General features: G+C 69.3%; 9 protein-coding genes. 3 read left to right on the top strand and 6 right to left on the bottom strand.

Annotated features, from left to right (window positions below):
* Positions 1 to 31: 31 nt before the first annotated feature.
* The 4 genes from AB0395_RS42015 to AB0395_RS42000 all read right to left on the bottom strand — a co-directional run bounded on the left by AB0395_RS42015 (position 32) and on the right by AB0395_RS42000 (position 4015).
* A complete protein-coding gene (locus tag AB0395_RS42015) occupies positions 32 to 1990 on the bottom strand; it encodes an AarF/UbiB family protein (RefSeq protein ID WP_366291959.1) in 1959 nt (652 codons plus the stop codon).
* 1 nt (position 1991) lies between these two features.
* Positions 1992 to 2729, bottom strand: coding sequence for a PadR family transcriptional regulator (locus tag AB0395_RS42010; RefSeq protein ID WP_366291956.1), 738 nt, complete (start codon positions 2727 to 2729; stop codon positions 1992 to 1994).
* A 161-nt stretch (positions 2730 to 2890) separates the two neighbouring features.
* Positions 2891 to 3190 (bottom strand): MTH1187 family thiamine-binding protein, encoded by a 300-nt coding sequence (locus tag AB0395_RS42005; RefSeq protein WP_366291954.1) that lies wholly within the window; start codon positions 3188 to 3190, stop codon positions 2891 to 2893.
* A gap of 93 nt (positions 3191 to 3283) precedes the next feature.
* On the bottom strand, positions 3284 to 4015 hold the full coding sequence (locus AB0395_RS42000) for an MOSC N-terminal beta barrel domain-containing protein (protein WP_366291951.1): 732 nt from the start codon (positions 4013 to 4015) through the stop codon (positions 3284 to 3286).
* Positions 4016 to 4319: 304 nt separating this feature from the next.
* Between AB0395_RS42000 and AB0395_RS41995 the strand changes: the two genes are divergently transcribed.
* Genes AB0395_RS41995 through AB0395_RS41985 form a run of 3 tightly spaced genes read left to right on the top strand, consistent with a single transcriptional unit; the run spans position 4320 to position 6570 of the window.
* A complete protein-coding gene (locus AB0395_RS41995; RefSeq protein WP_366291947.1) occupies positions 4320 to 4991 on the top strand; it encodes an endonuclease V in 672 nt (223 codons plus the stop codon).
* Between the two features lie 34 nt (positions 4992 to 5025).
* Positions 5026 to 6009 carry an ankyrin repeat domain-containing protein gene (locus tag AB0395_RS41990; protein ID WP_366291944.1) on the top strand — a complete coding sequence of 328 codons (984 nt, stop codon included), beginning with the start codon at positions 5026 to 5028 and terminating at the stop codon, positions 6007 to 6009.
* A 12-nt stretch (positions 6010 to 6021) separates the two neighbouring features.
* The gene (locus tag AB0395_RS41985) at positions 6022 to 6570 is read left to right on the top strand and encodes a hypothetical protein (protein WP_366291941.1); all 549 of its coding nucleotides are present in this window, start codon (positions 6022 to 6024) and stop codon (positions 6568 to 6570) included.
* Positions 6571 to 6737: 167 nt separating this feature from the next.
* Here the strand turns inward: AB0395_RS41985 and AB0395_RS41980 are convergent, their stop codons facing one another.
* Positions 6738 to 7100 (bottom strand): hypothetical protein, encoded by a 363-nt coding sequence (locus tag AB0395_RS41980; protein ID WP_366291939.1) that lies wholly within the window; start codon positions 7098 to 7100, stop codon positions 6738 to 6740.
* Positions 7101 to 7134: 34 nt separating this feature from the next.
* The gene (locus AB0395_RS41975; protein WP_366291937.1) at positions 7135 to 8508 is read right to left on the bottom strand and encodes a helix-turn-helix domain-containing protein; all 1374 of its coding nucleotides are present in this window, start codon (positions 8506 to 8508) and stop codon (positions 7135 to 7137) included.
* Positions 8509 to 8593 lie beyond the last annotated feature (85 nt).

The raw sequence follows: 8593 nt of genomic DNA, 5'->3' as shown, positions 1-8593 counted from the left end.
GGCGCGGGCGCGCGGAACCTCGGCGGGCGGGTCATTGACGGCGGAAGACCAGCGCGAGCGAGCGCAGCGCCAGCACGAAGCCGACCAGCAGCAACGCGAAGCCGATCAGCGCGACCAGCCGCAGGTTGGGCGTCACCATCGGCCCGACGTCCGCCGCTATGAGCACGATCGCGCCCAGCGTCGCGGCGGCGGCGAGGATGGCGACCACCACCTGGTGCACGAGGCCGGTCAGGAAGCGCCTGTCGCGCTCGTCCGACAGCGGCCTGATGTTGACCGAGATCCTGCCGTGCTCCAGGTCCTCGGCCAGCTTGTTGATCCGCCTGGGCAGCCGCTGCAGGATCGGCAGGTAGCCCGCCAGACGGCTCTCCAGGTCGGCGCGCACGGCCTCGGGCTCGGTGGCCTCGCGCATCATCTCCCTGCCCTGCTGCCTGGCCGCACCAACCACGTCGAGGTCGGGGCTGATCAGGGCGAGTGTGCCGTCGAGCGCGGCCAGCGCCCTGAAGGCGCCCGCGATCTGCGGTGGTACGGCGAAGCCGTACGCGTGGATCAGCTTGAACAGCGCGGTGAACATGCCCGCGCTGCCGCCCCTGCCGAATCCCGTGCGGTAGCGGACCATGAGCTGGCCGATGTCGCGTTCGAGCTCCCGCTCGGCCAGCTTCTCGGGCCTGTCCAGCATCTCGATGAGGGAGTCGGTGGCGCCGATCGCGTCGTTCTTGTCGATGGCCAGCAGTAGCATGCCGAGCGCGTTGCGGGTCGGCTGGTCGAGGCGGCCGACCGAGCCGAAGTCGAGCAGGCCGAGACCGCCGTCCGCGGTGACGAGGATGTTGCCGGGGTGCAGGTCGGCGTGAAAGACACCGGTGCGGACGAGCTGCCTGAGGATCTCGCTGAGCAGGCGTTCGGCGATCTCCTTGCGGGTGGCGGCGGGCAGTGCGGCCAGCAGCGCGCCCGCGTCTCCGACCGGGGTGCCCTCCAGGCGGTCCATGACCAGGAGCCTGCCGGTCGAGTGCTTCTCGTGGGCGGTGGGCACGCGGATCCCGCCGTCCAAGGTGGCCGCGACGCCGCGCAGGTTGTCGAACTCGACGGTGTAGTCGAGCTCCTCGTCGAGGGAAGCGGCGAAGCCCTCGGCCAGCCTGAACACGCGCAGCGACCTGCCCCAGGGGGTGGTTCGTTCCAGCCACCTGGCCAGTCTGAGGATGATCTCGACGTCGGAGGTGACCTGCCTGCGCGCTCCTGGGCGCTGCACCTTGAGCACGACGGGCGTGCCGTCCAGCAGCCGTGCGGCGTGGACCTGAGCCACCGAGGCGGAGGCGAGCGGGCTGGGGTCGACCGTGTGGAAGACCTCGCCGAGCGGCCTGCCGAGCTCCTCCTGGATGGCCCGCTCGACCTGCGGCCACGGCTCGGGCTCGGCCCTGGTCTGTAGCGTGGCGAGCTGGTCGGCGAAGACCTCGGGGATGAGGTCGCGCCTGGTGGAGAGCATCTGGCCGAGCTTGACGAAGGTGACACCGCCCTCGTTGAGCGCGTCGCGCAGCGAGCGGGCGATCGCGGCCGATCCCTCGTGGGTTCTGCGGCGCCCGCCGAGGTAGCCGCTCAGCCCGTGTTTGGCCGCGATCCGCACGACCTGGGTGTAGCGCCGCGCCCTGCTCCTGCGCGCCTTCCACCCGCGCAGGAACGCCAGCGGCGAGGGCAGCGCGCCCGTCGGGACGAAGAGTTCGAGCAGGACCAGGACGATCAGGCCGATCACGAAGACCCATGCCGTGATCAGCGTGATGATGATGAAGATCACTCCGAGCGGGGCCCTGGCCTGGGCGCCGACGAAGGCGCCGGTCAGCTCGCCGATGTAGCCAACCGCCCACGAAACGGCCAGGCCCATGAACAGGCCCATGACGATGGAGCGCGGCCAGCCGACGGGCACGCCCAGCGCCTTCCTGGCGAAGAGCGCGACGAGCAGAGCGTTGAAGATCGTGGCGAAGAGGGCGAGGAGGTCGGACACGTCAGTTCCCGCCGCCCTTGCCGTCCAGCCCGCGCCCGGACAGCCCGTCCCGGTCGGGCCGCTCGCCCTCGTCCCGATCCTCCCCGCCGCCCTCGTCCTGGTCGGCCCTGCCGCCCTCGTCCCGGCCCTCCGTTTCGTCCGGAGTGCGCGAGTCATCCGTGCCGGGCCGGTCGTCGCGGTCGCCCCTGAAGGCCTCGCGCATGCGCTCCTCCTCCTGGTCGATCCAGCGCATCGTGGACTTGGTGAAGTGCTTGCCGTACCTGAAGAGCAGCTCGGGGGCGCCAAGCGCGGCAGCCTGCTCGGCCTCGGGCAGCTGGTCGCCGGGGAGCACGGCGTCGATCACGCTCTCGAACTGCGCAAAGATCCTCTTGCGCTCGTCGAGGAGGCGGCCGACCAACTCGGGCCCGCTCCGCCCGGCGAAGAAGAGCTTGACGAGGTTCTCGTCACGGATCTGCACCGGCGAGGAGATCGACTCCAGCCACGAGCGCAGGGCGGCCCTGCCCTCGCCGGTGATCTCCCATCGCTGCCGCGACCTGGGGCCCTCGGCCTCGCCCGCCGCCCTGATCAGCCCGAGCTCGGACAGGAGCCGGAGCTGCGGGTAGAGCTGACCGTTGCTGACGCCCCAGAAGGCCTCCATCGAGCGCTTGGCGGCCCTCAGGATCTCGTAGCCGGTCTGCGCCTTCAGCGACAGAAACCCAAGGATCGCCCACGCGGTGGGGGTGAGCTCGGCGTTCTCCATGCCGCCACCCTAATAGGTCTGGCAGACATATGTGCCTATATACGTCTGGAAGACGCATCAGCGAAAGAGTCAGGCGACGGTTCGCATACCAGTCGCGGCAATGCCCGCCACCGCCGCGCCCCTCCTCGTCGCCGTCCCGTCCTGGCCGGTCGGCGCCCTGGTCAGGCGAGGTACCGCTCGACGGTGGCCACCTTGGCGTCCAGTCTGCCGTCCTGCCCCTGGCGGATGTCGGCCTTGAGCACGAGGCTGACCCGCCCGCACCGCGCCTCGACCGCCGCGACCGCGTCCCGCACCACGTTCATGACCTCGTCCCAGGTCTCCCCTTCGACCGTGGTGAACATGGCGTCGGTACGGTTCGGCAGCCCCGAGGCGCGGACCACCCGCACGGCCTCGGCCACGAGTTCGCCGACGTCCTCACCCGTCCCGATGGGCGTCACGCTGAACGCCACGAGAACCGACATCTCACACCCCTTTTCCCAGAAGAAAGTCCGCTCGGAAACACTATGACGCGCCGTACGGGTCCGTTCTCCGGGCACGGCCCTCGGACGTGCCCCTCACGAGGATGGGCCGGCCGTGTGGTCGACGGCCACGCGGTCGCCCCGCCTCGCGACGCCGGGCCTGGTCACCCGGACGATGACGCCGAACTTGTTCTCGTGCCGCTGGATCAGCCACTTCTGCAGCTCGGGCCAGCGCTCCCGGCCGTCCGGGTCCCAGCTCGGCACGGCGCACCTGATGCACGGCCCCGCATTCTCCCCGGTCACCGCCAGCTCGACCTCGCCGACGGTGACCGTGGTGCCCGGCCCCCAGTTCTCCTCGGCGAAGGCGGGCGCGTCGAGGTCAAGGTGCAGGTTGGGCCGGAACCTGCGCAGGTCGACCGGGGCGCCGAGCTCCTCGCCGAGCGCGGCCAGCGACGCCTCGGAGGTGACGAGCACGGTCGGCCCTCTGTCCTGCTGCCCGTCGGCCGCGCGCAGGCTCAGCGGTGTGCCCAGCGAGTGCGCCAGCGCCCCGGCGAGACCCGGATCGTCCCAGCCCCAGACGGTCCCGTCGGGAGCCGTCAGCGCGGGCACGTCCCCGTCGCCGTACGCGCTGCTCCAGTGGAGCATCTCGGCGCGCTGCCGTACGGTGAGCACCTTGCCCGCGTGGTTCTCCCTGCCGTCGACCAGGGAGTAGGCACGGTCGCCCGCCATCCCCCGGTCGTCGAACCGCCCCTGCCGGATCTCCTCGCCCCTCAGCGACTTGACCGGCCACCTCAGGACCCGCCGCAGGGTCCCGTTGTACGTCGTCATGCTCCAAAAATAGCGATCATAACTCTTTAATCGTGGAGACCCGGTCCTTCAGGGCTGGGAGGAAACGCGGTGCGACGCTGCAGGTTTCGGTACTGTGTTCGGTGGCGGCGATAACCAAGCCGCCATCCGCACGATCGGCTCCATCCTCGCCGCCGGGCCGGCGGAGAGGTGAAACGCCTGCGGAGCCGGTGTAAGACCTCAACGAAAGATCCTTTTCGGGCGGGCGACCGGCGGTGAAACAGGAAACCCTGCGGGCGACCGCGGGAATCCCCTTCCCTGGGGGAGGGGAGGAGGTCAAGTCTGTATGAAGGTACGAACCCCCCACACGATCGCCGAGGCCGAGGCGATCCAGGACGAGCTGCGGCCGCTTCTCGACCTGACGGGCCCCGGCCCCCTGCGGCCCGCCAGGGTCGCGGGGGTGGACGTGGCCTACGACGGGGAGCGGCTCGCGGCGGCGGTGGCTGTACTGGACGGGACCACGCTGGAGGTCGTCGAACAGGTCGTCGTCGGTGGCCGGGTGGCCTTCGGCTATGTTCCCGGGCTGCTCGCCTTCCGGGAGGTCCCCGCGCTCGTCGAGGCGCTGGAGCGGCTGACCGAGGCTCCGGACCTGGTCGTCTGCGACGGGTACGGCCTGGCGCACCCTCGCAGGTTCGGCCTCGCCTGCCACCTGGGCGTGTTGACCGGCCTGCCCACGATCGGCGTCGGCAAGACCGCCTTCGTCGGTTCCCACTCCGTTCCCGGCGAGGAACGGGGCTCCTGGACCGAGCTGATCCTGGACGGTGACGTCGTCGGGCGTGTGCTCCGCACCCGGAACGGCGTCAAGCCGGTCTTCGTCTCGGTGGGGCACCGCGTGGACCTCGACACCGCCTGCCACAACGTCCTGGCCCTGACCCCGCGCTACCGCCTGCCGGAGACGACTCGGGTCTCTGACAGGTTGTCACGCATAGGTTTGATCGAAAATGTCACCTTCGGGTGATTTGATCCTGTCATCGTGACGAGACGGGGTGACAGTGGGCGACATCGAATGGGGCGAGATCATCGGCGCCTGGCGCGACACGAACCTGGCGGAGATCCGCGAACGGCTGGCAGGCGGATTCGACCCCGGGCAACGGCTTCCCTGGCTGGAGTCGACGCCCATGCACCAGGCCGCCCAGGAGGGCGCGGTCCGGGTGATCGAACTACTGCTGGCCGCGGGGGCGGAGGTCGACCCAACTGACGGCGACGGGGTCACCCCGCTCTGGGAGGCGGTACGGCACGGCCACGAGGGCGCCGTCCGGCTACTGCTGGCCGCGGGAGCCGACCCGTGGAAGTCCTGCATCGCCGGGCGATCTCCAGGATTCCAGGCGCTCTTCACCGACATGGCGGACCTCTTCATCCATCTTCCCGGCGCTCCTCGCATCGGCCCGAGGCTCCGCGAGATCCAGGAGACCGTCGACGAGATGATGTTCTCCTATGAGGACTACCACGAGGAGTTCTGCATCGCGTTCGTCGGCGGCGTCGCCGAGGACGAGGTCGTCCGCCGCCTGGGCGCCCTGCCCGAGCGGTGCCCGCCGCTCAAGACCGAGGCGCTGTGGAGGGCGGAACGCGACTGCCCCCTGGAGACACTACGGATCGCGAGCCCTCCCGGTGGCGGGGTCGTGCTCTTCCAGACGGAGGGCATGCTGCCGGTCCATGACACCGTCGCCCGTCTCGTCACCACCGGTGGCGGGGTGCTTGCGGGCGGGTTCCCGCTCACCAGCATCTCGGTCGACATCTGGCGGGACGGCGTCAACATCGCCAGGCCTTCCGTCCACGAGCAGCTCGGCGACAGGAGCCCCTTCGAGCTGTGGATGTGCCGGTTCGGCGACTGCGGGGCACATCCTTCAACCTCGACGGAACGGGCCCTGGCCCTGATGACGCTGCTGACCGCAACCTACGTCACCGAGGAGTGGCTGTGGAGTACGCCGGTACGGGTGGTCCCCGTTGAACTGCGGCAGGGAAGCCAGGGTGGATAGAGTCGCGCAATTATGAAAAAGCACACGATAACCACGCTGTGGGACGAGGTTCCGGACGACGCCGACGATCTCCTCGTGGTCCGTGGCGGCTTCAGGAACTACCTGTGCCTGTGCGGCAAGCATCTGGCCGACCGGGACGCCGCCGAGCTGCACGCGATGGAGACCAACCAGTGCACCACCTGCCTGGGCACCGCGATCGAGCAGATCATGCCGAACTTCTCCCAGCGCTGCACCTCGTGCGCCGGGACCGGCAAGCGTAAGGCGCAGCTCAGCTGGGAACTCGCGTACGCCGAGGCGGAGGCGACGATCACCGTCGACCTCGTCCGCAAGGTGATCGCCCCGCTGACCGGCCCCTTCCAGCTCTCCCAGGTGGCCGACACGGTCCGCGCCGTCCTCGGCCTGCCCGTCGGCCGGCTGCCGGTCGGCCCCCGCGTCCGCGACGTCCTGCGCCAGTTGGAGGCCGCGGGCGAGCTCGTCCTGGTCTCCGCCCCCGACGAACTGCTGCGCGGCACCACCATCGTGCTCTACCGAGACCCCTACTGGCAGCACGCCTCCGAGTGAACGGCACGAGACACGGGACCGACGGCCGAGGAACCCGCAGGCCGTTCTCCGCCTGCCGTTTCCCCGGCCGATCCCCCCGAGGGGTCCTGATAAATGGAAGATCGGCAGCGGCCCATCCGGTTTTTCGCCGTATCCGGGGCCAGCCCGACGATGCGTCGGGGCCTGTCTCAGGTGGGTGAGGGAAAGACCGGCGGACGACTCGCCGTTCCTATCCGCCACTCGCGCCCGTTGCAGACCGGCCCTTCGTAGTCGTAGTGCCTGCCGCTGGCTGACGTGGCCGAGAACCGGTCGCCCGAAGACGGGCCGTCGGGACAGTCGCCTACCAAGGCGGTCTCGTTTCCCCGGCCGGGAGGAAGCGTCGCATACACGTTTCCGTTTCTTGTGACGACGACCGTCTCGTCACTCTGGTTGGTGATGATGAAAAGTTCGCCCGGCCCCATCTGACAGGCGCCGAGCAGGAAGGATGCCAGAATCAGCGGTCCGATCCTCACCAGGGTGCGCTTGGGGCGTTCGGACACCGGAGACCTCATGACATCCTCCATCCCCGTACCGTCTCACGCCTGATCAGGCGACGAGTTCGCTGTTCAGGTGATCCCGGAACTTGCGTATCATCACGCTGCCGCCGTACGGCTCAAGCCGATCACTGAACTGGCGAAGACGCTCGACCAGACGGGAAGAGGCCAGCGCCTTGGTTCTCGGGATGGCGGTTCGTGCGGAGTGGAGAGCCTGTTCCAACTCCCCCATTCCGAGGTAGGCCTCAGCAGCGTTGACCTGGGTGAACTGAACGGCCCGGGGGAAGCGCTCGCCGTAGTCGCCCACCGCCGTCTCCGCGCAGGCCGCTGCCCGCCGGTGTTCACCGATCTGGTACCAGCAGCAGCCGATCGCGGCCGTCAATCCGGGCGTGCCATAAGCGGTGAGCCAGGCCGGGTCCCGCTCAGCAACTCCTTGAGCATGCGCGCGTTCAGCCTCGGAGAGCAGGTGTTCGACCCGCCGGATGCTGTGCCTGTCCGGCTTGCCCTCGGAAGTACCCTGTGAAGCCGTCGCCCCGGCCTCCTTGACCAGCGCCAATGCCATGACGCCCGGTGGCGCCTGTCCCCGGCGAGCGCTGTCGACGGCGGCACGTGCCAGCCACATCGCCCATTTGGGCTGCTGCAGATAGATGGCCTGCTGCGTCAACGTCATCAGCACCCAGGCACCGGTCATGAGGTCGTTCCCGGCCTCCGCCAGCTTGAGTGCCTGGCCGAAGTAGTGCTGCGCCTGACCGTGATGACCGAGGTCGAAAGCCGTCCAGCCCGCCAGTTCGGTCATTCCCGCCGCCGCCGTCATCAACTCGGCACCGACCCGATCGCTGTAACGGCCCCGCAGGAGGGGTGCCACGCTGCTGTTCAGATAGTTCATCACCACCGGTCGCACCACCCCGGCTCCGAACTGCTGGTCCATCTGGCTGAACGCCTTGTGTGCCTCATTGATCCGCTCGACGTCGGCCAGCCCCACGACCGACCCGGCCCCGTGGTGCGCCGTCGAGCCAGCCTCGTTCCCATAGGTCCACGAGGACAGCCACTCGCCCAGAGCCGAGGGCACGAACGGCAGCGAGGCCAGCAGGTGACGCCGGGACGGGTCCATCTCAAACCTCCACAGACGCGCGACCGTTCTCACGGTAGCCGCCAGGGAGTCACCCCCGAAGTCCGAGACGGGCCAGGATGGGCTCTCCCCATAGGCCCACCCCTCTATCCACCGCTCGACCTCCACCGCCTCGACCTCGAACACGGCCGCCATCCTCGCCCGATAGCACGCGCGGACCCCCTGCTCCCCGCGTTCCCATCGCGCCCAGGTCGTCGCCGCGACCCCGATCGCCTCCGCCGCCGCCTCCTGGGTCATCCCCCGCTGCATCCGCGCTCTGGCCAGCTCGGGACGGCCCGCACGACCCCGTGTCTCCACAAGAACTCCTTATGGTGATGAGATGACCACTCATTGTGATATCAGTGCGACTCCCACCGCCACCCGCCCATGGAAACGATCAGTA

Source organism: Streptosporangium sp. NPDC051023, assembly GCF_040689595.1.
Taxonomy (GTDB): domain Bacteria; phylum Actinomycetota; class Actinomycetes; order Streptosporangiales; family Streptosporangiaceae; genus Streptosporangium.
The sequence above is the reverse complement of the archived record's forward strand: the minus strand, read 5'-3'. Positions and strand labels throughout refer to the sequence as shown.